This window comes from Sphingobacterium zeae (assembly GCF_030818895.1).
GTDB classification, from domain to species: domain Bacteria; phylum Bacteroidota; class Bacteroidia; order Sphingobacteriales; family Sphingobacteriaceae; genus Sphingobacterium; species Sphingobacterium zeae.
Genome location: NZ_JAUTBA010000001.1, coordinates 3,321,251 through 3,346,731, shown reverse-complemented (window position 1 = coordinate 3,346,731; position 25,481 = coordinate 3,321,251). Strand labels below are relative to the sequence as shown.

19 protein-coding genes and 2 pseudogenes are annotated in these 25,481 nt (G+C 37.2%); 15 read left to right on the top strand and 6 right to left on the bottom strand.

All coding sequences use genetic code 11. The annotated features are described in order from the left end of the window. Window positions 1-282: 282 nt before the first annotated feature. The 10 genes and pseudogenes from QE382_RS14060 to QE382_RS14015 all read left to right on the top strand — a co-directional run. Window positions 283-918: a flavin reductase gene (locus QE382_RS14060; RefSeq protein ID WP_307186455.1), complete on the top strand. Its 636-nt coding sequence runs from the start codon at window positions 283-285 to the stop codon at window positions 916-918. 61 nt (window positions 919-979) lie between these two features. Next, entirely contained in the window at window positions 980-1,489 is a 510-nt protein-coding gene (locus QE382_RS14055; RefSeq protein WP_307188030.1) for a PepSY-associated TM helix domain-containing protein, read from the top strand. Between the two features lie 35 nt (window positions 1,490-1,524). Further along, on the top strand, window positions 1,525-1,752 hold the full coding sequence (locus QE382_RS14050) for a hypothetical protein (RefSeq protein ID WP_307186454.1): 228 nt from the start codon (window positions 1,525-1,527) through the stop codon (window positions 1,750-1,752). A 122-nt stretch (window positions 1,753-1,874) separates the two neighbouring features. After that, entirely contained in the window at window positions 1,875-2,465 is a 591-nt protein-coding gene (locus QE382_RS14045; RefSeq protein ID WP_307186453.1) for a flavodoxin domain-containing protein, read from the top strand. A 9-nt stretch (window positions 2,466-2,474) separates the two neighbouring features. Next, window positions 2,475-2,945 (top strand): ferredoxin reductase domain-containing protein, encoded by a 471-nt coding sequence (locus QE382_RS14040; protein WP_307186452.1) that lies wholly within the window; start codon window positions 2,475-2,477, stop codon window positions 2,943-2,945. 420 nt (window positions 2,946-3,365) lie between these two features. Further along, window positions 3,366-4,286 (top strand): aromatic alcohol reductase, encoded by a 921-nt coding sequence (locus QE382_RS14035; protein ID WP_307186451.1) that lies wholly within the window; start codon window positions 3,366-3,368, stop codon window positions 4,284-4,286. A gap of 103 nt (window positions 4,287-4,389) precedes the next feature. Then, a complete protein-coding gene (locus tag QE382_RS14030) occupies window positions 4,390-4,662 on the top strand; it encodes a hypothetical protein (protein WP_307186450.1) in 273 nt (90 codons plus the stop codon). Between the two features lie 66 nt (window positions 4,663-4,728). Then, window positions 4,729-4,944, top strand: coding sequence for a hypothetical protein (locus QE382_RS14025; protein WP_307186449.1), 216 nt, complete (start codon window positions 4,729-4,731; stop codon window positions 4,942-4,944). A 142-nt stretch (window positions 4,945-5,086) separates the two neighbouring features. Then, complete coding sequence (locus QE382_RS14020) at window positions 5,087-5,791, top strand: SDR family oxidoreductase (protein WP_307186448.1); 705 nt, start codon at window positions 5,087-5,089, stop codon at window positions 5,789-5,791. A gap of 63 nt (window positions 5,792-5,854) precedes the next feature. Beyond that, window positions 5,855-6,550: pseudogene (locus QE382_RS14015) on the top strand (IS256 family transposase); the annotation flags it as partial. Window positions 6,551-7,173: 623 nt separating this feature from the next. Here QE382_RS14015 and QE382_RS23575 read toward each other — a convergent pair. Then, the gene (locus QE382_RS23575; protein ID WP_370877896.1) at window positions 7,174-7,299 is read right to left on the bottom strand and encodes a helix-turn-helix domain-containing protein; all 126 of its coding nucleotides are present in this window, start codon (window positions 7,297-7,299) and stop codon (window positions 7,174-7,176) included. Between the two features lie 841 nt (window positions 7,300-8,140). On the opposite strand from QE382_RS23575, the gene QE382_RS14010 reads away from it, so the two are divergent. The 3 genes from QE382_RS14010 (at window position 8,141) to QE382_RS14000 (ending at window position 11,834) form a co-directional block, all read left to right on the top strand. Next, complete coding sequence (locus QE382_RS14010) at window positions 8,141-8,935, top strand: alpha/beta fold hydrolase (protein ID WP_307186447.1); 795 nt, start codon at window positions 8,141-8,143, stop codon at window positions 8,933-8,935. An 11-nt stretch (window positions 8,936-8,946) separates the two neighbouring features. Beyond that, window positions 8,947-10,038: a sensor histidine kinase gene (locus QE382_RS14005; RefSeq protein ID WP_307186446.1), complete on the top strand. Its 1,092-nt coding sequence runs from the start codon at window positions 8,947-8,949 to the stop codon at window positions 10,036-10,038. 806 nt (window positions 10,039-10,844) lie between these two features. Next, window positions 10,845-11,834: an IS110 family RNA-guided transposase gene (locus tag QE382_RS14000; protein WP_293882805.1), complete on the top strand. Its 990-nt coding sequence runs from the start codon at window positions 10,845-10,847 to the stop codon at window positions 11,832-11,834. A gap of 68 nt (window positions 11,835-11,902) precedes the next feature. Here QE382_RS14000 and QE382_RS13995 read toward each other — a convergent pair whose 3' ends face one another. Together QE382_RS13995 and QE382_RS13990 are read right to left on the bottom strand one after the other, a co-directional pair. After that, window positions 11,903-13,135, bottom strand: coding sequence for an IS256 family transposase (locus QE382_RS13995; protein ID WP_307186445.1), 1,233 nt, complete (start codon window positions 13,133-13,135; stop codon window positions 11,903-11,905). Window positions 13,136-13,794: 659 nt separating this feature from the next. Next, entirely contained in the window at window positions 13,795-14,520 is a 726-nt protein-coding gene (locus tag QE382_RS13990; protein WP_307186444.1) for a hypothetical protein, read from the bottom strand. 279 nt (window positions 14,521-14,799) lie between these two features. Between QE382_RS13990 and QE382_RS13985 the strand changes: the two genes are divergently transcribed. Then, on the top strand, window positions 14,800-20,151 hold the full coding sequence (locus tag QE382_RS13985; RefSeq protein ID WP_307186443.1) for an NACHT domain-containing protein: 5,352 nt from the start codon (window positions 14,800-14,802) through the stop codon (window positions 20,149-20,151). 7 nt (window positions 20,152-20,158) lie between these two features. Here the strand turns inward: QE382_RS13985 and ligD (QE382_RS13980) are convergent, their stop codons facing one another. The 3 genes and pseudogenes from ligD (QE382_RS13980) to QE382_RS13975 all read right to left on the bottom strand — a co-directional run bounded on the left by ligD (QE382_RS13980) (window position 20,159) and on the right by QE382_RS13975 (window position 21,552). After that, complete coding sequence (gene ligD / locus QE382_RS13980; protein WP_307186442.1) at window positions 20,159-20,644, bottom strand: non-homologous end-joining DNA ligase LigD; 486 nt, start codon at window positions 20,642-20,644, stop codon at window positions 20,159-20,161. Window positions 20,645-20,666: 22 nt separating this feature from the next. Then, a pseudogene (gene ligD, locus QE382_RS23570) lies at window positions 20,667-20,975 on the bottom strand (non-homologous end-joining DNA ligase LigD); the annotation flags it as partial. Window positions 20,976-21,051: 76 nt separating this feature from the next. After that, window positions 21,052-21,552 carry a helix-turn-helix domain-containing protein gene (locus tag QE382_RS13975; RefSeq protein WP_307186441.1) on the bottom strand — a complete coding sequence of 167 codons (501 nt, stop codon included), beginning with the start codon at window positions 21,550-21,552 and terminating at the stop codon, window positions 21,052-21,054. 557 nt (window positions 21,553-22,109) lie between these two features. Here QE382_RS13975 and QE382_RS13970 point away from each other — a divergent pair. Further along, entirely contained in the window at window positions 22,110-25,472 is a 3,363-nt protein-coding gene (locus QE382_RS13970; RefSeq protein WP_307186440.1) for a SusC/RagA family TonB-linked outer membrane protein, read from the top strand. Window positions 25,473-25,481 lie beyond the last annotated feature (9 nt).

Sequence of the window (25,481 nt, the reverse complement as noted above, 5' to 3'; positions counted from 1 at the left end):
CGCTTTTTGTCAGTACATTTTCTGCAAATAGGCATTCTGCTATTCATTTCTATACATACGATAAGTCAAAACAATTAGTTTTGACTTATTAAATTACTTTCCTTATAAAGAAATTCGATCTCTGAATAATGCTGCGGCTGTTATTCACAAGTACCACTTAAATATTGCCATAGATTGCTGAAAAATAGCGTAGACCTCTAATCTTAGCATCTAGTGCTTATCAATAGAAGTAGCATTGAAATCTACCAATAGACGGGCTTAGCCCTTAAAAATATGATAAAAATGAAGATAAAAATGCTATGGCGTCTTTTACCATTAATTTTGGTATTATCAAGCTGTGGAAATGGTATAAAGCCGCCTATCAAGCCAACGAACAGCATCAAGCGAAATTCTGGATGGCAATCACAGTACGATCATATAGATCCTAAAGATTTGCCTGACAATGTTATCGAGCTTTTCAGTGAACAATGGATGGTAGTCACGGCAGGCAAAGAAAACGTATTTAATAGCATGGTGATCAGCTGGGGAGGATTAGGTTTTATATGGGAAAAACCAGTAGCTTTTACTTTTATAAACAGCAGCAGATATACTTATCAATTTTTACTGCAGGAGAATAGTTACACACTGAGTGTCTTCTCTGAAAAATACCGGCGATCATTACGAATTTTAGGTAATAAATCCGGAAAATCTAATGACAAAGTGAAAGAAGCAGGTCTTATACCCATAAAAACACCGTCAGGCCTCATGGCATACAAAGAAGCGAGGATGATTATCGAATGTAAAAATATAATGATCCAGGATTTAGACTATAATAAGGCGTCTCCGTCTTATCAAATTGCTGATATGTACAAAAATTCACCCAACTCGCACCACAATATGTTTATCTCTGAAATTACAAATATATGGCTAAAGAAATAATAAATAATTCAACCTGGGGAAATAGTTTACGTAAATACAGCCGTGATCTTCATGGTCACTTATCCTTTTTTTTTCTGGAGTACTTTTCATTTACATCCTCTCTGGAGTGGCGATGAACCACCAGAACCTTTTTAACCCGCAGTATGACGTTTCCGTCCAACAGTACAGAGCTGAAGGACAATTTCCGCACGGTGCAAATTTTACGAAAGAAGAAATTTTAAAACTACTTGAACCTGTGTCCGAACATCATCATTACAAAAAGCATTTTTATCCCAATTCCCAGACGCTAAAAGTATTCCTTTCTACTGGTTCCTCGTTTACCGTTAACACCTTAAGTGGAAAAGTGGAATATCAAGGGATCAAAAGACGTCCGTTTCTTTTCCAGTTATCCTTTTTGCACTATAATCCAGGTAAATATTGGAGATATTTTTCCGATTCCTTTGCGATTAGCATCATCATTGTCATCATTACCGGATTAATTATGAACAAGGGGGATCGAGGTTTATTCGGTATTTGTGGTATAGAATTCGCCTTAGGCATTATTATTCCACTGCTGTTTTTAATTTTTTAATAAAAAAGCAGCAGATATTAACCTTATACAAAAAGATGATTGAAGCATTAATATATGTAATACATACTGGTAACCTTACAGCGATCTCCGCAAAGATACTGTTTGCTATCCATATTATCTTGCTGCAGATAGGGGGCCCTGTTGATCCTACTTGGCCCATTATATTACTGATAGCGGCATTGGGATTTCTAGTCTATATTTTATTTGGTGTTATTTTGATTAAAACAAGAAACATCAATAGTACCGCACATCACGGAGAATAAATATTCGGCAGTAGATGCCGAATATATTTTATTAGTAGGTTCGGAAACCGGCGGCACGCAAATTTTTGCGCAGCAATTGTTTAGCCAGTTGATAAATAGTGGTTTGAAGTGCTATAACAGATATGAATAACTATACCGAATATCCGCAGGTTAAATATTTGATGTTGCTTACTTCTACTTATGGGGAAGGGGATGCCCCTTCAAGTGCTTCCCGCTTTTTAAACCTACTGCAGAAAACAGGGCAAACACACAAGGTAAATGTTTCTGTATTAGGTTTTGGGTCAAAAGATTACGCTGATTTTTGTGGTTATTCTGAAACGGTGTTCAGAGCTTTGGAGCGACAAGGCTGGGCTGACATGCCTATACCCCTACACAAGATAAATGACAAATCTGTCGATCAGTTCTGCGATTGGATTAAAGCGCTGATAAACTATTACACGATGCCCCTAATAGCATCACCTGCTCTTTTTTCTGGTAGGTCAAAGGAAATAAATACTTTTGTAATTGACGAAAGATTTTTTTCGGAGGACGGTCAGCTATTCAGAGTATGTATCAAAACTGATTCTAATGTCAGATTTACCTCCGGTGATCTTTTAGCCATTAAGCCTGCCGGTGATCATAGGGAACGTTTCTATTCCGTTTCTAGAATAGGTGATAGAATTGAATTGGTCGTACGTGAATTCCCCAGTGGCCTCGGAAGTCCTTTTCTGTAAAATAGTCCTGTGGGCACATCGTTTCAGGCAAGGGTAATGGGTAACCCTAAGTTTCATTTTCCTGATAATAAACGTCCTGTAATAATGATAGCCAATGGAACTGGTATCGCACCTTTCAGGGGTATGATCAACGCAAACAAGCAAATGACCGTTTACCTTTTTTATGGTTCAAGGCAAAAAGAACTGTTTGACAGTTTTTTGAAACATGAGCTGGATCAATACCTGCTGAGTGGAAAACTTTCTGGGCAATACCTGGCTTTCTCACGTGATAAAGAAAAGCTGTACGTCACTGATCTTCTTAAACAACAGTCGGAGCTCGTGACGAAGGTATTGCGTGATAAGGGTACTATTATGATTTGTGGTTCGTTGAGTATGCAAAAAGATGTCATAGCGCAGATATCTTTGACCTGTAATGAAACCTTAAAAATGGAAATACAGACATATTTGGACAACGGGCAGATAGTATCAGATTGCTATTAAACCGACTAATGGTTTTATCAAAAGATAGCTGAAAAAAATTTTAAGGGTGCTTTTTGCGCCTTTAATTATTTTTTAATGTTCATTGCCCGAAACCTATATACCGAAGTCCCTATAAGAATAGAATATTACTAGACAGCGTATGTCGAAAGTATATAATCTATAAACCATGATAGGAGAAAGTGTGGCTACGGATATCTAGAAATTTAAAAATGTAAGATGTAGATATTCCAATCCCGATTGTCTGAATTTTGTTAAATGTTTGTTTCTATCAAAAGCTAGAATACTCTAAATGAAAAAACTAACATCGAAGTAAGTAACTCACCAACAGATGCCTTATTGCGTCCTGATACTAAACATCTTACCTTTGTGTAGAGAAAATTTTTAACTGCATCAAGTGATTGAATGCCTTATATTTTTAATATGGAAAATACATCAATTTTAATTTTAGGAGCGGGTGAATTAGGTATGCCTGTCATCCGTAACATAGCAAAAAAAGCTAAAGACAATAGTCATGTAGACGTTACCGTTCTTCTTAGAGAAGAGACAATCCATTCTGATGATGAGGATAAAAAAAAGAATGTTACCGAAATTAGAGAATTAGGCGTTGAACTACTTGCAGGTGACCTGTCTGCTTCATCTGAGAAACTTGTTGATATATTTAAAAATTACGACGCTGTTGTTTCCTGTACAGGTTACGGTACAGGTGCTGGAGGTTTTCAGATGAAGCTGGCTCAAGCAGTGCTGGATGCAGGAGTAAAAAGATATTTTCCGTGGCAGTTCGGCGTTGATTTTGAAGTGATCGGACGGGGCAGTGCGCAGGATCTGTTCGATGAACAGTTAGATGTACGTGAGCTCTTGAGATCACAAAGTAAAACAAAATGGGTCATTGTTTCTACTGGAATGTTTACCAGTTATCTATTTGAACCGTTCTTTGGCATTTTAGATTTAGAGAACAAATCGATCAATGCCATTGGGGGATGGGATACTGCAGTAACCTTAACAACACCTGATGATATCGGTAAACTTACGGCTGAGATCTTCTTTACGGAACCAGCCATCGAGAACGAGATTGTTTACATTGCAGGGGATACCATCACTTATGAAGATCTGGCTAATATTGCAGAATCATTATCCGGCCATAAGTACGAACGTACACTTTCTGATATCGATGAGATTACAAATGATCTTAAAAGCGATCCGACCAATTTCGTTAAGAAGTATCGTTCGATCTTTGGATCGGGAAGAGGTGTTTCGTGGCCAGTAGAAAATACTTTCAATGGAAAGAACAGAATTCCTACAACTTCGGCAAAGCAGTGGGCAAAAGATAATATCGATTGGTAGCGAGGTTGCAGCATCATTAGAAAATTATAGTACTCATTTAGAAAAAGTGTTGGGCTCGTGATCGGAAACTTGGGACCTTAATTTTGTTGAAACTAATCCTAAGGTGGATTTGGCAAGTGATTTTGCGTCTGAAAACTTGGCATTAGTGGAGTATAAACCGAAAATTAATGATAAACTTAATTTCTATAGTCGTGTCCAGGGGCTTTATGGATTTGTTCCTGAATCTGGAAATCACAATAGAAGCTACGTCATGTTCAGAGCAGGTTTAAGCTATAAAGAATTTACTATTGGCGCTGCAACAAATTTTGACTGGTATGGGCCAATGAAACAGAAGGAAAATAGCTATGGGATTTTTGCATCTATACTGTTATTTTGATGTGTTCTCAAAATTATAGATGAAGCCTTATATGATCTGGAAAATAGTAGACCTTCATTTGCAATCATGGATAAAGGAAGACAACGCGAGGAAAAAAGTTGTATTTGGCTAGAGAAAGGAAACTTTTATGGAATGGGGGATGTGGACAAGGACAACCAGTTCAGTGATATAATGGATGTAAAGGAAAGTTTAGACCGTTATAATGGGAACCATTATATGGCCCAATTGATCCTTTCTTACGCAAGTAAATACCCGAACAAAATTATTAAAATTGTACAATAAGATAAAATATAAAGAACCTTTTCACGACTTTTCGAGTTATTGATTCTGACGGATTGCAACGGATTAGTAAATAGGTAAGAGAAGGTTTTAATAACAATTGACAGAAGGAACTATACATTCAAGATCAAAAAAATAGAATATTATGCAAAATATTAAGGATAAAGTGGCCTATATAACTGGCGGAACAAAAGGGATAGGTTTTGGAATAGCGAAATCGCTTATTGAAGCAGGGGTTAAGGTAGCTATTTCAGGCCGTAATATGGAAGATTTAGAAAAAGCAAAACACGAATTAGGAAATCAGAATGTAATCGCAATCCAAGCAGACGTGACAGATTTTGAAGATGAAAAAAAGGCTGTCGATGCAGTTGTCGAAAAATTTGGAAAGCTGGATATCATCATTGCCAATGCAGGTATGGGGACTTTTGCTCCCGTAGACGAAATGTCACTTGACGATTGGAACGCCATGATCAATACCAACCTGACCGGGGCTTTTCATACCCTTAAAGCCGGTGTTGAGCAGCTAAAGGAAAATAAAGGATATTTTATTTCGATCGCATCATTAGCTGGAACAAATTTCTTTGCTCAAGGTGCAGGGTATAATGCGACCAAATTTGGTCTTGTGGGATTTACACAAGCCGCAATGCTTGACCTTAGGAATTATGATGTGAAATGTACTACCATAATGCCGGGATCAGTTACGTCAAATTTCAATGGTCATACCCCTAACGAAGAGGATCATTGGAAAATTCAACCCGCTGATATCGGACAAATGGTGGTAGATCTATTGAAAATGAATCAGAATGTACTTCCAAGTAAGATCGAAGTACGTCCGACAAAAACAAAATAAGGTAGTAAAGTACTTAGGCGGGTTAGCCTGGGTAATTCAATTAATACCGTAGTATGCCAGAGGAATGGCAGCGTTCAGACCCGTGCAGTATACAATATACTTGGCGTGAACCGGGATGGTCGAAAAGACCTTATCGGTATCTATCTTTCAAAAAATGAAGGCGCTAAGTTCTGGCTGTCGGTACTGACCGATCTGAAATAGCGTGGTGTAGAAGATATCCTGGTCGCCTGCGTGGATGGTTTAAAGGTTTTTCCCGATGCCATCGAAGCCGTATACCCGAAAACCCAGGTTCAACTTTGCATTGCTCATCAGATACGTTCAAGTCTGAGGTATATTCCGGAGAAAGATAAAAAAGCTGCTGTAGAAGATTTAAAACCTATCTATCAGGCAAATAACCAAGATCAGGGCTATGAAAAGCTACTGGAATTTGACGAAAAATGGGCTAAGAAATATCCGTTATCTGTAAAGGGATGGTTGGATAATTGGGGAAATCTCACTACTTATTTCGAGTATTCACCCGATATCCGCTGAGCTATTTATACCACAAATGCTATTGAGGCTATGCACCGTCAGATCCGAAAAGTGACCAAAAGCAAAGGAGCATTTACATCTGATCAGGCACTCTTAAAGTTGGTTTATCTCACGGTTAAGGAGATATCAAAAAAATGGACCACGCCTATTCGGAATTGGGGATTGACAATGCAACAATTACATATTAAATTTGGGGATAGAATTAAAGCCTTCGGCAACTCCTTTTAGGGTTCGCACTCGAGGCTGAAAGCCTCTGAGTGCGAACTCTAAAAGGAGTGATGTGACAGTTTACTTTACACCCTCGGAGATTTTGCACTTTTTTGAGATCTCTTTCGATGATAGATTTACTAAATTCAATAGAAAATATAGATTTGGAAGAATCTGTGGTTCTGATCTCTATCTATATTCGAACTACACCTCTAAGAGTTCAATATAGCCTGCTTTTTGCACGATTAAAAATTTACTGCCATGATCTTGCAAATAAAAATAATTAGTGCTTGAACTCTTTTTTAAATTCACTAAATTCCATAAAACCTAGTTTTAAATATTTATTCTTAAGCCCAAAGTAGGGATACTAAAGTAATTCAATAGTGCTACGGTAACCCGGATGATAAGATGGCACATATTTTATGTAACCAAAATTCTGTAATTGCTTAAAATATTTATGATAGGTAGGAGCAGTATCAATATGAGAAATTTTCATTAGCTTACTTCTACTCACCCGTATAATCCTACCTTCATTTTGCCGGTATGCCAATCGAGTTATCGCGACGAGCAAAGAAATATGCCAAACATTTAATCGATCATCACTACAAGCATTATCGAGATATTGCAATCCGTTTTTTGATAAATCAATTTTCATCTTCAAACAGTTTTTGTAAATCATCCTTACTGTAATAGTACGAGCCCTGAACTTTTTTGAATCTAATTTTGCCAGTAACTCTTAAGGTCTGTAATGTTGCTGGAGAAATATTCATCATCTTCGAATTGCTTTGCTTCTGAGCCACCCAAAATCATCGGTGGAATGATTTAAATTAGCTTCCAGCATCTTACCGATATCCGACAGTATTCTAATTCTGAATAATTCAAGATCTTGTTTTGATATAATTTCCATATTGTACGTTTTGAATAATTCAAAATTATATCAGTACAATGCTGGTAAAGGGAAGTTTTCCAAATGTTACTTATCTTTTCCTAATATGTCATGTGCTTTGTTAAGTGATTCGTATTGCCTATTGCATACGCATTTTAGCAACGTAATTGTATACGGCTTAAAATTTTTAGCAATCCTTTCATGCGAACTTGAAAGGATGATCTTCGAACCGTCTGATACAAGATTTAAATTGGATTATGAAGTTAAATATCTGATGATTAGTTTGTTGTGTGTATGTTCGGAAAATTCGAATCCTCTTGCCATATTGATTTTATTAAGTTTTCGGACTTTTTGTAATAACCAAAATACATATTTACAGATTGGAATTGATGATAAAACAGCTCCAATTTAGTTTATAAAGAGGATTGTTTTTTTATATATTTTAATCATGTTATTGATGTCAATTACAAGTTTTATAATTTCATTTTTTTATATGCAAGGGAGAGATTCGAACCAACCATTATAATACACTTTGAAAACTCATTTTCAAGTATAATTTTACAATTATTATTAAATTGGGGGTTAATTGAAATGAACAGATTTGTGAGGGTTTAACCTTTTTAAATTTTCTGCTAAAATAATTCATGTCTTGAAATCACATTTTTGTAAATAATGGTTATAAAAAAGTTCTGTAAATAGTTTATATTTATTCAAAGTATTTAGCCATGAATATAATAAAAAGAAATAATGTCATTATTAAAGGAAAAGGTAATAAAACTATAATGTTTGCTCATGGTTTTGGTTGTGATCAGAATATGTGGCGGTATATTTATCCCGACTTTGAGCAAGATTACAAGATCATTCTTTTCGATCACGTTGGAGCTGGCCATTCCGATTTGTCTGCTTATTGCTTTACAAAATACGACAGCCTTGAGGGATATGCATCTGATATCATCGAAATTGCAACTGAATTGGACATTACAAATGGAATCTTTATTGGACATTCGGTAAGTGCAATGATAGGACTTATAGTTGCAGATTTGGCTCCTAACGTTTTTGAAACACTTATCATGATTGGACCATCACCCTATTATATCAATGAGGATAATTACATCGGCGGATTTAGCAGATCTGAAATTGAGGAATTATTGGAATCTATGAATAATAATCATCTCGGCTGGTCAATGACGATGGCTCCAATTATCATGGGAAATCCTGACAAGAAAGAACTTAGCGTAGAATTAGCAAGCAGTTTCTGTAAAACGGATCCCGAAATAGCAAAGCATTTCGCAAAGACTACATTTCTAACAGACAAACGTGAGATGTTAAAGCATACCAAAGCCTCTGTATTAATACTGCAATGTAGTAATGATATTATTGCACCAGTCGAAGTGGGTTATTATATGCATCAACAAATTCCCAATAGTATATTGAGGATTATGAAAGCCACTGGACACTGCCCAAATCTTAGTGCTCCTCAAGAGACCATTGAAATGATTAGAACATTTCTAACTATTTAGTATTACATTTTATGGTATTAGACTTTGAAGATTTTTTTGAATCGCCGCTAAACGGATTCGTGATTACTGATGCCGAAGGGAAGATTTTAAAAATGAATAAACGGATGAGTGACTGGCTTAACTGTGAACCACAGTTCTTTTATGGAGCCCGTTTTTCAAATATTCTTTCTATTGGAGGCAGAATTTATTTTGAAACTCATTTATGGCCATTATTGAATATGCAGGGTTATTTTGAGGAGATTGCTTTAGAATTGAATGACACTGGAAAAGGAAGGCTGCCTATATATATGAATTGTTATGATAGAAAGGATAGAGGTGGACGATCTCTTTTTAAGATTTTTACATTATTTAAAGCGTCAGATCGGCGGTTATACGAAGAAAATCTTAAAATGGCCAAAAAGATAGCTGAAGAGAAACTAAAATTGGAGGTGGAACAGGCTCTATTGAGGGAGCAATTTATAGCTGTTCTTGGGCACGACCTTCGGAATCCGCTAGCCGGAATTATGAGTGCTTCTACTGTTTTAGCTCGTTTTATGCTTAATGAGAGAGAAGTCAGACTTGTAAATATTATAGAGAAGGGTGGGAAGAGAATGTTGGAAATGATAAATAATATTATGGATTTTGCTAGAGGACGTTTAGGTGACGGTATTAAAATTAATTCTATCGCCACGGATCTTGAACAGGTGTTAGATCAGGTTAGGGATGAATTGCAAGTTGCATGGCCCGACAGAACTATTGTGAGAAAATACAATATTAACAGTTATGTTGAGTGTGACGCGGCACGAATTGCACAAATGGTATCGAATCTTCTTGCAAATGCAATAACACATGGTTCATCGAATGACCCTGTGTACCTAGAATCAATAGCCTCTGAAAACTTTTGGCAAATATCTGTTACAAATAGGGGTGAGCCAATTCCAGAGGAAAAATTAAAATATATTTTTAATCCTTTTCACAGGGGAGATTCCAATTTAAATAACGGATTAGGACTGGGCCTTTATATTGCTTCAGAAATAGCGAAAGCACATAAAGGCGATCTATCAGTTGTATCTGAAAAAGAGCAAACCTGTTTTACTTTTAAGGTAGTTAGGATTAATATGTGATTGATTTTTAAGTTAATGACCATAAAAAGTTAAAGTACCATTTTTGAGATTAGTTTAAAGATATATTATATGTTTGGCAATAATTTATTGATAGTGATGCTTAATGAAATTTAATTTCTTTCAATTTTCTCATATCACGGGATATGATAATGAAATATGTCCGAGTATTGTATATTTCTATCGGGTATTTAGGGGAAAATATGCATACAGTGGAGTCTAATTGGTATTTCTGGAAAATTTATATAGTGGTTCTCAAAAATCCTATTAGAATATACTTCGAGTAATGGTTGATTTAGCTGTTTTTTAAGCCTTCTCGTAAGTTTAACCAAAAAGATGCCTAGAATACTCATGAATTAAAAATTAATAAGCTATATTTCCATTAAATTTTTCAATATTATAATTAACACAATGATTATCTATATAGATCTGTTCGTTTAAAATTTTATTTTAAAATTTACTTTTACGTAAAACATAAGTGTTGAACTTATAGAGTTGGCATGCCGTCAACTCTATTTTTTGTTCTATACTCAAAAACCGTGGACGTTATTGTATTTGATTTATCCAATAGATTTGCAACTGTTTTTTATTAGCTTATAAGGTAGTGTAAACTGAACTGTCGTACATTTGAATAAATAAGATAGAAAGCGCATGGAATAAAGCCGATGAACTGTTGGTATAAAATACCGTCTGACACGTTCTGCTCCCATGCGTTTTTACATCTAAAAACTGAATAGTTCGGTAGGCTAAGAGCCTGTGTATGCGACGATAGTTTATTAGATGTGTAATTTTTGTTCAATCCTAAGGTTATGAAATTTATTGGAATCGACATTTCAAAAAGTACATTTGTAGCAGCTTACCCTCAGCTAAAAGGTTACCAAACCCACACGTACACGAATGACATAAAGGGGGTAAAAAAGTTCATTAGCTCTTTGTCCGTTGCGGATCACCAATGTGTGCTGGAGGCCACGGGAAACTATGGCACCTTATTGCTCTACATGCTCTGCGAGCAGAATATAGCAGCCAGCCTTGTCAATCCTAAACAGATCAAGCACTTTGCCAGAATGATGATGGCAGTTACCAAGACGGATGACGTTGATGCCAGACTGATAGCGTTATATGGAGAAAAGATGCACCCTCCCGTCTACAAGGTGCCAGCAGAAGCAGTTATCCTGATGAAGCACAAAAAAGTGGTTTTAAGACAGCTCAAGAAGCAATTAACGTCATTAACAAACCTTAGAGGCTCTTTTACTGTGCTTCCGCGGATAGATAAAAACAGTCTGAAGGCATTAGATAAAACAATAGCCTTTATAGAGAAACAGATTGGAGGCTTGGAAGCAGATATAGTCAACATCGCTAATGAGGAATTTAGTAAACAAATCAAGTCTCTGACTTCTGTCAAGGGCATAGGAATAACATTGGCTACTTCACTGATCATTTCCACTGCCGGCTTTACTCAGTTTGAAAATCCCAAGCAGCTATCCAGGTATATTGGAATTTGCCCTACTTATCAACAGTCGGGTACATCTATCAATATAAAAGGAACAATTAACAGAAATGGTGATTCTGACCTGCGCTCCTTACTTTACATAGCCTCGTGGTCTGCAATTCGTTATAATCAGGCTTGCCGGGAAACCTATCAGCGATTAAAAGCAAAGGGGAAGCCTTCCAAGGTAGCTCTAATAGCAGTTGCCAATAAATTAGTGAGGCAAGCATTTGCTATCTGTAAAGCAGAATCGATATACATTGATGGATATATCTCGAAGAAAGAAAAAACTTCGAATTTTTCTTGCATTTGAACATAGTTCGTGTCACATCACTCCTTTTAGGGTTCGTGCTCAGAGGCTGAAAGCCTCGAGTGCGAACCCTAAAAGGAGTTGCCGAAGGCTTTAATTCTATCCCCAAATTTAATATGTAATTGTTGCATTGTCAATCCCCAATTCCGAATAGGCATGGTCCATTTTTTTGATATCTCCTTAACCGTAAGATAAACCAACTTTAAGAGTGCCTGATCAGAAGTAAATGCTCCTTTGGTTTTGGTCACTTTTCGAATCTGACGGTGCATAGCCTCAATAGCATTTGTGGTATAAATAGCTCTGCGGATATCGGGTGAGTACTCGAAATAAGTAGAGAGATTTCCCCAATTATCCAACCATCCCTTTACAGATAACGGATATTTCTTACCCCATTTTTCGTCAAATTCCAGTAGCTTTTCATAGCCCTGTTCTTGGTTATTTGCCTGATAGATAGGTTTTAAATCTGCAACAACAGCTTTTTTATCTTTCTCCGGAACATACCTCAGACTTGAACGTATCTGATGAACAATGCAAAGTTGAACCTGGGTTTTCGGGTATACGGCTTCGATGGCATCGGGAAAACCCTTTAAACCATCGACGCAGGCGACCAGGATATCTTCTACACCACGCTGTTTCAGATCAGTCAGTACCGACAGCCAGAACTTAGCGCCTTCATTTTCTGAAAGATAGATACCGATAAGGTCTTTTCGACCATCTCGGTTCACGCCAAGTATATTGTATACTGCTCGGTTCTGAACGCTGCCATTGTCTTTAACTTTATAGTGCATACAGTCTAGAAATACAAAAGGATATACCGATTCAAGCGGACGGTTACGCCATTCATTCAGTGCAGGAATCACCTTGTCGGTAATATTGGAGATCTCCGTAGCAGATATATCCATGGCATACATTTCCTTCACATAGCTTGAAATATCCCGTGTGCTCATTCCTCTGGCATACATGGAGATAACATTGCCTTCAAGCTCCTCCGTAATGATCAATTGACGTTTAGGGACTATCTTAGGCTCGAAAGTACCGTTTCGGTCACGACCGCTCTCCAATTCAAATTGTCCGGACTGAAGGCTCCGTACAGTCTTTCTTGTCTTCCCATTTTTACGGTTAACCTCTCCTGAAGCTTTACTTTCCTGTAGATGATGATCCAGCTCACCTTCAAGCATACTTTCCAAAAGATGTTTCAACATCGGAGCGAAAACTCCGTCCGTACCGCCCATTTTCTTGCCTGCATAAAGGCCTCTCATTGCTTCCTCTTTGAAGCGTTTAAAATCAAATTCCTCTTTTTCCATTTGCTGTGTCTAATATAAAAATTCTTTATTTGACACAGTTTACTTTACACCCTCTTAGGCGTCAGTGTTATTAACGAATGTCAATCATTACTTGGACATAGTTGGCCTGTAGAAAATATTGGAAGCCTTATTCATGGGCTTTTATTAGCCACATTTTTAAGTCAATCTATGCCGTATGATGAATGTATTGGTAGAACAATACAGCTTTTTTATTTAGGAAAAGATGCTGTAATGCGTCATTTAGATGAATTTCTTCAAGATAGGGATGTGCTGGAGCGTATTGAAAATTGTACTATTGACTTTAAAAATTTCTTTTATTGGGGCTCATTGAGCTATATTATTTGATCCAAATAATTGTTGATGTCTGACCTACCTTCCTTAGAATCCTTTAAAACCTTTTTTCCAAGTTTTAAAGTAAAAGATTGCATCAAAAATATCCATCTTGGGTATTTTTTGCTTCTGCTCAATAGATACTTTTCTGCAATTATTTCACGGTGGGGGCCAAGGAATGAAACAGCAGCCACTGATTCAATCCTCAACGACTTAAACATCGACTTCAAATTTGGAGTTCATAAAATCCTTTGGTTTTCCACTGAGTCACTCAAAATTGAGTGGCTCAGTGTGATTCAAAGAGTTGAATTGAACTTTGGGGCAGCGATTCACATCAGTTTGTTTTCTATGTAGAGTTCTATCCCGTTATAAAGTTCGTCTACCATCGTTTCTAAATGCGCTTCTGAATTCATCCCATCATAAATGTCCAATGAATTCCATTGACTCCAAAAATTATTTAGAATTGAAAAAAGTTTTTCATCTGTCTTTCTTAAAACCTCCCGAAGTTCAAAATAATGAATCTTTTTGTTGATACATCCTTTCATTAAAAACATGGCCTTAAAATAATTTCGAACGTAACTTCTTGTCAAAGTTTCATTGCCCTTTAAAGATTTATACGCATCCTTTAATTCTCGAACCACCTTCTTACTAACTTCTGTTGTATTAAAGTTTTCGATAAATAACTCTTCTTCAAATCCTAACTCTGTAAAAATTGGGAACATCTTGACATGGCTCATCAGATTTCCACTATCGTCCAGTTCGCTTCTTTCGAAGATTTCTCTAATCCAAAAATAATCATAGCTTTTCTGTGTTAGAACAAATGATGGCCTTATTTTCAAGTAATCCAGATACAAGTGAAGCATTTCGTGAGTAAGAGTAGAATCAAAATTACTCCTGACATTTATGGTAATCCTGGCGTCTGTTGCATTTGACCAAGCTCCTGAAACTTCAGATGCAGTTTCTTCGATCTTCAAGTTAGGATATTTTTCCAATACGCTATCCCAGTATTCAGAATTATAATCGTTCCTGTGTTTATTAATTATTTCTAGTGTCATTTTCAAAAAAAATTAAATATATTAAGCTATTAAGAGTATATAAACATACAAATAATTTTTTTATTCTTAAGTTTAAATCGAGCTATTTTTAATGTATACCTTTGTAAAATTTTCTAATCAACTGCATTTAAATAATTCATTTTTTGCATAAAATGATCAAAATGCTTATATTATAATGAGTTATTTTTACCTCTTTAAACGTATATCAACCTTGGCATCGAGGTTATATTGATAGGCGCCAGGTCATTGGATTGAATTTAACCGAACTGTACAATTTTTATGGATATAATAAGAGAAGCATCAGACAAGATTAAAGGGATTTCCCTCCAAAAACTCAGGGCACTAACATTGGCATTTGATACTATTGAGAAGAATGAGAATGCGCAGCTTCATATTGCAATAGAATATGTAGGTGACGTTTACATATACAGTGAAAATCGTAGGCATATTGAAGAAAATAAGAATTATGATTCTCGAAACTTTTCTTTTGTTAGTCCGCAGGTTCTTAATACTATAGTATATTTTCTTGATTATTGGATGAAGGATACTATTGGGCGAAGTAAAAATGTTGTTTTCAGCTTTTATAGTACCAATGCTATTGCTAAAGAAAAACAAACTGAGAAGCTAAATTCTTTAGGGATCATTTTGCCTGACAACGCTATTTTAACACTATTGGAAGAGAAAAGTGAATTAAACGAATCACTAATGGGTATTTGTCGATCTCTTGTCTTGGATGAATACGAAAGCCAATATAAAGGTAAAAACAACCATTATAATGATTTGTCTGAATGGAGTCTTAAAGAGTGGCATGACTTTTTTAATCAGATTATTTGGAATTTCGGCGTGCCCGATCACATTTTGGTTAAAGATCAACTTACTCAAGCCATCCACAACTACAGTCAGCGGTGTAGGATTCCAATTGATGGCAAAGAGGAATTCATCCGTGCATGGCTCCGCGAAAGGTTAGAAGACAACCAATATGAACAAGATATAACACAGCGCTTTTTAAACAATATAGAAATCCAAAATATATTCTACAAAATTAGCAATAATCAGATTCCTAATAACTTATATTCTTATATTGACGTAGATTATTCAGAATTTAGAAGAAGAACTGTTGAGTTTACTGAATCATTTCTGCATTCTAAATATACTGCATTATCACAAAGCAACTCGTCTCCGTTTTACTTAAAGCGTGTTGTCAAAAAACATGCAAATGAAGTCCGCATCAATCCCAAAAGTTTTTCTGAATCGAACGGAAATCAGGTGGTTCTCCAGGATGTTATTACTGGTGATATGAGCTCGTTAATTATTTCATCAAAACCGAATTTCCTATTTGGAGAAATTGGTAGTGGTAAAAGTTCAATAATTAGCCAATTTGTAATTGATCAAATACGAGATCTGGAGCGGACCATCATCTTTATTCCGATTAGTTATCTAAAGGGACGAATTACTTTAGATTTTGAACCGTTCATATCTGCAGTTGAAAATTTTGTCAATCATAATGTTATGGTTGCGGATAAAAAAATTAATATTCAAATGCTTTTACGAAGTCAACAACGGGCTACCCTCGTGATTGACGGTTTAGATGAATTGAGCACTAGTGATACTAAGTTGCTCATTGCACATTTGAAAACAACAGTTAATAATTATGAAAATATCGCCGTTATTGCTACTGGACGTCCTTTGGAATTACAACACCTCGTCAATTTCAATGATTGGAACTGCCTCACTACCCTTGATTTGACGGAGAATGAGATTTACCAACTCCTCAAAAATGAAGCTTTGAATAACGGATTCCCCAATGATGAAGATGCTGAGGCTGATACACAACTTAGGTTACATTTCTTAAATGGTCGGAAAGAACTTTTTAGTATCGCGAGAACACCCTTGATCATCTGTTTGCTACGCGACTATTTGACGGAATCTTTGGAAGAGGAAAGCCTTGGTACTCTAATGTATAAAATTCTGTCTAAGCGGTTGGAATGGGACAAAACCGACGCAAAAACGAGTTACCAAAAATTCTTTGACGTCTTTCCTAGTACCTATCAACGGGAGAAAATAATCGGAGTTATTGCTGCAGCAATTGCCGGAACGGATAAACTATTTATCCATGAAGCGCAATTATTCGAACTGATAAATGAAAATATCGGACAGATTCCTGACCGAAATACCGTAGTTGACGAGGCTATACAATTTTACAAAAATATTTTCCTTCAGGAATCTGATAAAGCTTTTTCCTTTACCTCTCAACCCCTTTTCGAGATTTCATACGGCATTGCCCTAGCTGATCTAATGCGGCAGCCAGACTTCAAATTAGAGATTGTAACTAATAATTGGCGTGCTGTTTCTTTCGCAACTGCGATCTCCCGTCTAAAAGGCTATTCTGAAATGATTGTACCTTTTATAAGGACGGCGTTGGCTGAACTGTTAAATTTTGAAGGTAATACTTCTTATGCGGCATCCATAGTTTCAGAGTCGAAAAATGAAAAGGTAGCCCAATATTATTTTGAGTTAGTAAGTTTATTAAAGTTTAGGCCATTAACTGTGTGGCGTGATGAAGGAAATTTTAATACCCCAGATTCCTACTCACCATATGTCCTAGCTGATACCATGAGTCTGGCTGGGGAAATAGGATTCAATTGGTTTTTTGAAGAATATTTGAATCCTCATCACCCCACTCACCATAGTGATGAAGATTTGATTGCGCATATCCTAAAGAATTATTTTACCATTCGTTCATTCCAATTGACAGATGGGGAAAGAAACTCACTCACTGATATTATTCCATACCATATGGCTGCGAAAACCGGCTGGTGTGGCGAAATCTTTTCACAACTAGCTTTGGTGATCCCAGATGCGTTCGCCCAGGAACAGCGATATAGTCTTGTCGCTGATAGCATCAATGATCGTCTTCTATATACTGTCAGCAAAAACGTGATTGACAAAGGCATAAAAGCCGGGGAGTTGAAATTGATCTTAGGAGCTTTGGAAATTGAATCACAGAGAGACCATTTCTCAAAGGCAACAGCGGTGCGATTGTGGTTAGAGCTTAGTGAGGGGCCAATGAATCAAGTGGTGCTGCAATCGGCACTTAACCTTGCAGCAAGAGGTGATGACCTTATTTTTGAAAGCTTAGTAAGAAGAATTGGCAACGAAGGACTAAAACCATATTTAACATTTACCAGCATAAACATGCACAAAGGTGCCAAAGATGCTGCAATACTTTTACATGAAAAATATCAAGTTAAGGATCTGTATGTTATTTCACGACCTCTTTTTTCTCAAAGCGATTGGACGGATTACGAAACGCCAGTGTTAAGAAAGATATTAGATCAAGTGTTGATGACTGATCAAGAGCGATCTCTACAGTATCTTTTAAAGTTTATACCATTTAAAAAAGATGAAGAGCAGATTCCTGAACTGTATCTTTTTTACTCCTTAAAGCTTTTGTTGAGCTCTCAAGATATTTACATTAATCATTTTCTACAGATAGTTCGATATATGAAGGAATACACGCCTATCGTACGGTATCCTGAGATAAGGGAAGCTTTTCGTAATTTGCTAGAAAGCTACCCACAATATCGAGAAAGTCTACAGCTTGCTACAGAAAACTTGGATTTCAGGCTCCGATTCAACGCCAGTATTATTTTATTGGCTTGTTTCCCGGAAAATAGTTTTAAAGAACTTGAGAATTCTGTCAGAGCTGCTGATAAGAGGATTTCGGAATCTCAAGAATGGATTAGGTTTTGCATGAAATTAAACTATGATCATTCAACCCTTGTTCGTTTAGAAGGTTTAATTCCTGATTTACCTGAGGGCGCAAGGTATTATGTGCTATTCATCCTATATCATCAAAAATATTCTTTACAATCATCCCAAATAGAAGAATTGGTTCGAGGGTTATTAGGTCGGGGTGATCATTTTGATCATGATTCCAATTATTTTGGTGGTGATGGCTTAAATTCACTAGCCAAGGATTCGAAACTTCTTCCATTAATCATACATGCATTTGAAAGTGGAGACAAGCATCAAATAAAAAAAGCAGGCCATCAACTCTATTATTTTCAGCTCAGCAATCTTACTCCGCAGCAGCAAGCGAAGGTTTACTTACAGGAATGTCAGGATAATAGTTGGGCTTTGTTCCATTTTCAACGTTTTGATCAAGCGCCATTCAATAACGTAGACTTTATGTTGGCATTATCAGCAGGAGCGGAATCTATAAAAGCAGATACCGGCGATTATCCATTATTGTATGAATGTTACCGACTCATTCAATCGCCAAATAAAAATATTGCGCTAAATATCTTAAAAAAAATAGTTTTTGATGAGAGTCCCACAGGTGTTCATGAGTTGGATCTTGCCTATCGTTGGTTCAAAACCCTGGCTAAAAACTATCCATCAATTTCAGAACCTATAGGCATTGCAGCATGGGAACTTACAGGTTTTCCAGCTATACTTGACCGAAAAGATTACAACCCCGTACTCTATCAATTGGCTGTAATTGCAAGCGAGTTTAACAATGTACCGAAAGTCGAACTGGTAAAAATATTACAGAACTATGGTAGTCAAGATGAGCTAACTTGTTCATTGCTTTATCGAAGTGGCAAACCAAATATCAAATTTGTAGGAAGCAAATCATATCCTTACTACTTGAACTTTTTTGCCGAAAATAAAACAAAAATTATCCAATTGATAAATGATACTGCTGTTGATCAACTACTAGTAGATAGCAGTGAAATTCCCGACGCTTTCCTTGACGGTATTCTCTCCAGCTTACTTTATAAAATTGAAATTAAAGATTCCCTAGTTGGAGCTACGTCGCAAACAGCGTTACTATTCAAATCCATTATTTCTTTCTGTCGAGGTGAAACTGTTGATTTTGACACATTGATTTCTGCAGGAGATAGAATTGGCTGGCCTTTCTACAATAAGCCAGCAAACGCTAATTTAAGGTCCACGGTTTACTTAATTAAAGAGATGATGCTGGAAAGGGAGGGTTCTAGAGAGCTTTATGGAAAAATGCTTATTGACCGAATCAAGGACCACCAAAACCAATATCATAGCGAAATAGATGAACATTTTAAGGAACTCTTCAACTTAAATATTCTATTTCCAGTAGAATTGTTGGGTATCTTGTTCGATATTATTGAAAACAGATACTATTTGTTAAAAGGCGAATTACTTTACCGAATTCTGGATTATGTAGCTGAAAAGGTTGAAAAAAAGGACTTTACCTATCTAAGCAAATTAGCAGCAGATTATATTAAGGGATTATTAGGTAGATATGAAAAAGACATTCATTTTGAGGATCGGACCCTTATGTTTTGGATGTTTGCACTAATATGTTTTTATGTTGATCAAAAATCCGAACCATATTCTCGAACAGCTTATCTTCTAGGCCTAGAAGCTATTTTTATATTTGACGATGGCAATCAATACATGAATCAGAACAACCGCAGTTTTAAATTCAAAGGAAGGGAGCTGTTAAACCACAGCTTGACTATTTATGAAAAAATCGAACCTAGAGTATTACATGAAGTCGTAGAATTTGGTGCCGATAAAGGTACTCCTGAGATCAAATCCATATGTAAAGTCCTACGAATTTTTGCAGCTTTAAACGATAAATAATTTAAAGCTAAAGGAGTTTCAATTTTTGGCTATTTCTGCGGACGACTTTTTCATCGAAAATCCCGGTGAAAAAGTCTTCTCTCTTTTTCAACCTTGTTAAAATTTTGTCCATCGTAAATTTATACCGATCAAGGCCAGGCTTAACTTCCGTCCAGTCCAAAGGCGTACTGACGATCGGCTTATGGTAAGGCCTTACAGAATAAGGAGCTGCCAAGGTATCTGCATAATCGTTTTGATTGGCATCAATGTAAACTTTGCCTTTTCGATGATTGATCGTTTCGCTCCTTGTGCTGATATCCAGGACAAGTTCGTGAATTTGATCCGCTAAATGATTTGCGATAATCCTGGTTTGCTCAAAAGAAAAGCCGCTGCAGGGAATATAGATATGTAGGCCAGTTTTTCCTGAAGTCTTTACAAAGCTTTTCAGTTTGATAATGATCGAGAATTTTTTTTGCAGCAATCCCAACTTGAATAGCCTTCTGAAACCCCTCATTTTCTGTGGTCTTGGTTACAGTTGGATCGAGGTCAAGCCATATGTAATCCGGTTGCTCCGGATTTTGTGTTCTGGATGCCCAGGGATTTATGTCTATACAACCCCAATCCACCATTGTTAGTAGTGTTTCAACGTTATTGCAGACCAGGTAATCAATGGTATCTCTTTTACCAGCTTTCTTTACCCGGCGCTGATCAGTAAATATGTTAGCGCAATCAGGCTGGCGGTTTTCCATGTCTTTGATGAATGTAGTTGGTCCACCTGCTTTTGTAAGTTTAAGATTCAAAGATTGAGGTCTGTCCTGAAGGTATGGTAGTATGTAGGTGGTCATAAGTCAAATATTCATAATTTCAAGCAATCTCTTCACCAAACTCTCATTATAAGTTTCGTCTTGATTTGTCATTGACTCACTTTAGCTTCTTACGGTAAAGGTTTGTATTTTTCTTTAAAGGATGCTCCACTATTTCAACCTGTTTGTGCTTTTTCAATTCATTTTGTAACGATGTTCCGTTAATTTTCAATCCCTTATCCTTAAAGTACTGCACGATTTCATTAGTCTCTACAAACGATTCAAAAAACTTGCTATCAACTAGGTTCTTATTAATAGCGTCAAGAATTTTTGGTTTATTCATAAAAAAATCTCGCATCTGAGGATCATCTTTGAACTTAGAGAACAATTCTTCTTTAAGGTTATTAGGAACTTTGAAATTACTTGATGAAACCTGATCAATCGAATATTCTGTAAATTCGATTAATTTTTTCATTGTTTCGACTTTTAACCCAGTATGTCCTTGCTCTATGTTAACGATAGTAGTTTGAGACACTCCAGTCAAATCCGAATAAAGTTTTACGGAAAGATTGAGCATTTTCCGTATTGCTCGAATGTTTTTTCCAAAATATGATTCCATTTAGCAAATACACAAATTGAAATCATTTTAAATTGACCAATTATTTGATTATTTTAAAATAATTTGTATTTTTGATATGTTGATTGAGAGATTCTTAATCTGGCATTTGAATAGAAAGTCTCGGTCACAAATTCCGACAATTTGATCCAAACGAGGCGGTAGTTCAATGCCTGTGACGGTATTTTACGTATCTTAGATGCGTACTATAGCGCACGGGCTACTACTGTAATTCCGTTTTGGAGGGCGTCGGAACCCTGTGGCACGGTTTGGAGTAGCCCGCTATAGTTATCTAAGCTAAATGAGACTCATCGAAATAACCCTAAAAGGTGAGTTATGATTATTAAAAACAAACATTCAAAAAATCCCATTCCGCCTTAGTTCTATTAAGGCTAGAGGTCTGTATGACCATCCGAAAAAAGTGTCATTGTAAATATATCATCTGCTTTGTAACCAATTAGAGACTACTATATCGGAACATTTTTACGAGTTATTCTAATGACCTGATCCATCGCCTTCGCGAGGAAAGGGAAAGATTATGACCATTTTAAAACCTTAAAATGAACAATTTTATAAGGACTGGGAGAGGTATTGCCTGTTCAAAACAGGAAGCCCAGTATGTAAATTTAATAAATGCACAACATAAGTGTATTGAAAATAAAGCATATAGCTTAAGAGAACTATTAACCATAAGGACTCTTTTAGTAATTGCTACTGTATTTCATATGTTTAGTTTATCAGCTCAGACGCCCCGCAAGGACAGCGGGGCCGATGGGTTGTTATCTATCAGCGGTACTGTTGTATCCACCATCGATGGAAAACCCATCCAAGGGGTTTCCATTCGAGTAGATGGTGAAAAGGGTAGGACCTCATCTAAAAATGACGGCTCCTTTTCGTTACAAGTCTCCAATACTAAAGGAACAGTTTCGTTTTCCCATATGGGATTCACGCGATTAGAACTGCCTTATGTTGTTGGGGTATCATTGAAAGTGAAATTGATACCACTGGAGAATCAGTTGGATGAGGTGGAAGTGGTTTCTACTGGGTATCAAAAAATTCCGAAGGAGCGGGCAACGGGGAGTTTTGAAGTAATCGGAAAACAACAGCTCAATATCAGCAAAAGTACCAACATTATCAATCGGCTGGAAGGCTTGTCGCCCGCACTCCGTTTTGAGAAAAGGGTGGAAGGACTGTCTCCGTTGCAGCAGTTATCTGTCCGTACTACTTCTACCTATTATGGGTATTATAACCCACTGGTTATATTAGATAACTTTCCTTACGAGGGTGATATCGCAAACATAAACCCCAACGATATTGAATCGGTAACCATCCTTAAAGATGCCGCGGCGGCATCCATCTGGGGAACCAGAGCAGGAAATGGAGTGATTGTTTTGACTTCAAAAAGAGGGACTAAGGATGGAAAACTAAAACTGTCAGTCCAGGTAGCAAACCAGTTGGGAGAAAAGCCGGATATCTATAAAAAACCTTACATGTCCAGTTCATCTTTTATGGAGATGGAAGAGCTGTTATTTAAAAACAATTTTTTCGACTGGCAGATCACTTCTTTGGATCGGAGCATTACGCCAATGGTTGTGTTAATGGACAAGCTGCGCAAAGGCGAGATAGATCAAATAGCCTATGATCGTCAGAAAGCTGAATGGAGTAAACAGGATGTGCGAACAGATTACTTAAAGTACATCTATAGAAACAGCTATAACCAGCAATATGCAACCAATATAACGGGGGGCGGTGCTAACTATGATTTTCAGGCGAGTGTGGGATACGATAAAAACCGTAATAACATTCAAAATGGAGGTCTGGAAAGGGTTACTGCCCGGTTGGTGACAAACATCCGCCCGGTCAAACAGTTGGAGATCGGCATGCAGCTGATGTATGGTAACTCTGCCATCAAAGGGATTGGCACTGATTCGCAGCTTTCTTTTGGCTCCCTGTATTCTGGCGCAGGACGTAGTTTTTATCCTTATCTCAGGTTGGTCGACGATGACGGAAAGGCTATTGATCTGGAGACGGTGACGATCCGTAAATCTTACATCGATACGCTTGCGGGTGGAAGGCTTATGCCAGCCCACTATAACATCTTCAATGAATTTGCCAGCAGCGAAAATAAAAATAGTACCGAAGATGTCACACTCAATTTAAGTGCGAACTGGAAATTAACACCTTTCATCAGCGCAAATGTAGCCTATCAATTTCAGAAGTCAGCAAATAAAATAACCAACTGGCAGGGGATCGATTCTTATTTTACACAGCATTACATCAATATGTTTACGCAGTGGACGCCGACCACGATAACACGAAATGTACCAATCGGTGATATATTTTACCAAAACAATGGTATCATAAATTCGCATTACCTCAGGGGAAATCTAGCTTGGGATCAATCATTCGATCGGGATCGACATAAAATCAATGCCATCGCTGGAGCTGAAATGAAGGATTTGAACAATCGGATGGATGGGCACAACCTCTATGGTTATGATCGCAATACATTGAGTTATGCACGTGTGAATTACCTAACCAATTTCCCTTTGCTGAATGGGATCATGGGATCAGGACAGATCATTGACGGTGTCAAATTTGACGAGCTGAATCAACGGTTCACGTCTTTCTTTGGTAATGCGACCTATACCTTCTTGGATCGGTATTTTCTGAGTGGGAGTATACGCAGGGATGCCTCTAATCTTTTTGGTGTGTCGACCAACAATAGATGGCAACCGCTTTGGTCTGCTGGCTTAGCATGGGATATAACAAAGGAATCTTTTTATCATTTCAGTGCGCTGTCTCGATTGAAAATCCGGGGAACCTATGGCTATAATGGCAACGCCAACAATTCTTACTCAGCCAACCCGATTATGGAATATAGCGGAACGCATAGTATTACCTCGTACACTTATGCCTATATGATCAATCCTTCCAATCCGGATTATAGATCTGAAAAGGTAGGCGTTTTTAATCTCGGACTTGATTTTGCGGCCCTTGGCAATCGTATTTGGGGAACAGTAGACTTTTATAAGAAAGATGGCCGGGATATCGTTGCTAGGGGGATGGTCGATCCAACAACAGGGTTTGATTCACAGATCTTGAATGTCGCCCATTTTGCCGGCCGTGGCATTGAAGCTAATCTGCAAACCGTAAATATCAAAGGAGGTAAATTTTCCTGGATTTCCAATCTGATATTCAATTATCAGCGGAATATTACTAAAAAATACAATTATAGACCCGCGCGGGCAGATTCATACCTTGATGCAGCTACCTCACCGAATCCGGTGGAAGGCCGCGATCTCTACGGACTGTATGCCTACCCATTTGCAGGACTGGATCCACAGACTGGTGAGCCCTTAGGTTGGATGAATGGCGAGAAGAGTAAGGAGTATACAAAATTTGCCTCTTCACCCGTAGAGACGCTTAAATTTATGGGATCAACGATTCCGCTATATTCGGGTTTTGTACGTAACACCTTCAACTACGGCCATTGGTCTTTAAGTACAAATATTCAATACAAGTTAAAGTTCGTATTTAGAAGACCGACAATAAATTATTCGGCTTTAGCAAATTACTGGACAATGAATGAGGATTTTGACAATCGCTGGCGGCAGCCAGGGGACGAGCTGAAAACCAATGTGCCTGCTTTTATATATCCTTTAAATAACGCACGTGACAATTTTTATACCTTCTCTGACGCGGTTGTTGAACGGGGAGATGCCATCCGCATAAAGGACATTAATCTGAATTATAATTTTAATGGCTTGGGCAAAGGGAAAATTCGGGGTCAGGTATTTTTCAATATGGATAATATGAACTTGATCATCTGGAAGAAGACGGGGTATAATGTGGATTCCGATTATTACCGCTCCATACCAATCCCACGTACGTACACGCTGGGCGCAACACTGAACTTATAAATCGAATTG

Bases quoted from the DNA above. Each gene is read 5' to 3' on its own strand.
- QE382_RS13970 (WP_307186440.1), top strand. From the start codon at position 22,110: ATGAACAATTTTATAAGGACTGGGAGAGGTATTGCCTGTTCAAAACAG.
- QE382_RS13975 (WP_307186441.1), bottom strand. From the start codon at position 21,552: ATGGAATCATATTTTGGAAAAAACATTCGAGCAATACGGAAAATGCTC.
- QE382_RS14035 (WP_307186451.1), top strand. From the start codon at position 3,366: ATGGAAAATACATCAATTTTAATTTTAGGAGCGGGTGAATTAGGTATG.
- QE382_RS14060 (WP_307186455.1), top strand. From the start codon at position 283: ATGAAGATAAAAATGCTATGGCGTCTTTTACCATTAATTTTGGTATTA.
- QE382_RS14010 (WP_307186447.1), top strand. From the start codon at position 8,141: ATGAATATAATAAAAAGAAATAATGTCATTATTAAAGGAAAAGGTAAT.
- QE382_RS14005 (WP_307186446.1), top strand. From the start codon at position 8,947: ATGGTATTAGACTTTGAAGATTTTTTTGAATCGCCGCTAAACGGATTC.
- QE382_RS13985 (WP_307186443.1), top strand. From the start codon at position 14,800: ATGGATATAATAAGAGAAGCATCAGACAAGATTAAAGGGATTTCCCTC.
- QE382_RS13990 (WP_307186444.1), bottom strand. From the start codon at position 14,520: ATGACACTAGAAATAATTAATAAACACAGGAACGATTATAATTCTGAA.
- QE382_RS14000 (WP_293882805.1), top strand. From the start codon at position 10,845: ATGAAATTTATTGGAATCGACATTTCAAAAAGTACATTTGTAGCAGCT.
- QE382_RS14020 (WP_307186448.1), top strand. From the start codon at position 5,087: ATGCAAAATATTAAGGATAAAGTGGCCTATATAACTGGCGGAACAAAA.
- QE382_RS14045 (WP_307186453.1), top strand. From the start codon at position 1,875: ATGAATAACTATACCGAATATCCGCAGGTTAAATATTTGATGTTGCTT.
- QE382_RS14025 (WP_307186449.1), top strand. From the start codon at position 4,729: ATGGATAAAGGAAGACAACGCGAGGAAAAAAGTTGTATTTGGCTAGAG.
- ligD (WP_307186442.1), bottom strand. From the start codon at position 20,644: ATGAGGGGTTTCAGAAGGCTATTCAAGTTGGGATTGCTGCAAAAAAAA.
- QE382_RS13995 (WP_307186445.1), bottom strand. From the start codon at position 13,135: ATGGAAAAAGAGGAATTTGATTTTAAACGCTTCAAAGAGGAAGCAATG.
- QE382_RS14050 (WP_307186454.1), top strand. From the start codon at position 1,525: ATGATTGAAGCATTAATATATGTAATACATACTGGTAACCTTACAGCG.
- QE382_RS23575 (WP_370877896.1), bottom strand. From the start codon at position 7,299: ATGAATATTTCTCCAGCAACATTACAGACCTTAAGAGTTACTGGCAAA.